Source organism: Xanthovirga aplysinae (assembly GCF_009711365.1).
Classification (GTDB): domain Bacteria; phylum Bacteroidota; class Bacteroidia; order Cytophagales; family Cyclobacteriaceae; genus Xanthovirga; species Xanthovirga aplysinae.
Genome location: NZ_SMMB01000374.1, coordinates 1 through 1,306 on the forward strand (window position 1 = coordinate 1; position 1,306 = coordinate 1,306).

General features: G+C 36.3%; 1 protein-coding gene. It reads left to right on the forward strand.

The window, feature by feature from the left end:
- Positions 1-94: 94 nt before the first annotated feature.
- Positions 95-904 carry a DUF6371 domain-containing protein gene (locus E1171_RS01235; protein ID WP_155203293.1) on the forward strand — a complete coding sequence of 270 codons (810 nt, stop codon included), beginning with the start codon at positions 95-97 and terminating at the stop codon, positions 902-904.
- Positions 905-1,306 lie beyond the last annotated feature (402 nt).

Sequence of the window (1,306 nt, forward strand, 5' to 3'; positions counted from 1 at the left end):
TTCGTTTTTGTGTCAAGACAAAAATGAACAGAAAGCCCAATAATAGTAATTAACCTAAAACCTAGTACCAAATATCAGAAAAGAGGTAAAACCTATGAAGTACCAACTAGAAAAAACAAGTAAAAAACACCCCTGCCCAAATTGCGGCTACAAACGCTTCGTCCGCTTCATCGACGACAACAACCTCTACCTCGATACCAAATTTGGCCGCTGCGACAGGCAAGAATCATGTGGCTATTTCTACAGTCCCTATCATGAAAAAGCAACGTTTAACCAAAGACCAAAAATCATGGATGCGCAAACTTTAAAATACGTCCCTTTAGAGACTTTAAAGGCCACTCTAAAAAATTATCATAACAACACCCTAATCAATTTCCTGAATAATACCTTCGGTAGGAGAAAGACTCTGAAGGCCATTGCTGATTACTATATTGGCACCGCCAGAAACGGTGGTACTATCTTCTGGCAAATCGATAAACACAAAAACATCCGTACCGCCAAGCGCATGTTCTACAAAACCGATGGCCATAGAAATAAGCAACTTCCCGATCGCTACCTCTACACTTCTGACAAAGGTTACCAAACTTGTCTCTTCGGAGAACACCTACTAGCTGAAAACAATAAAATAGTTGCCATTGTAGAATCCGAAAAAACAGCCATCATCTGCTCCATCCAATACCCTGAAATAACCTGGTTGGCATCTTCCGGTTTGGAGGGATTAACTGTAAGAAAAATGAAAGCTTTAATAGGAAAGGAGGTGCTACTGGTTCCTGATTTCTCTACTCATGCTAGAGAACGCTGGCAGCATAAAGCCGAATACCTCCTCCAGCATAATATGAAAGCAGTACTTTGGGACCCTTATCCTGAGATTGTTGACGGGAGAGATATTGCAGATCTTTTTTAAAAGGGTTTCTTGTTCAAAAAATAAGCATCTAGATAATAATAAGTTATTGTTACAGCTTAATTAGTACGGAAGAAAATTTTTCAAATTTAAAGGCCTCCACATAGTATTTAGAAGCTTCAATAAGAACTTTATTAATCCATTTATTATCCCGTAAACTATAATCCATTTATCTTCCCCATCCCATATCTTTTTAAAAGAATTAAATTTTATTAATTTTCTCTCTTAGCAATAAAAAAATAATGAATTGGAAAAAAATAGATCTTAACCATATTACAACAACAAATCTTATTTACTTTGACGAAAATCAAATAGATGCTTGTGAAAAAATTGGCAAAGCACTTCAAATAGATTGTTTACCTGAAATAGATAAAACCCAATATGCAAGAATGCAAGAAGGGGTTT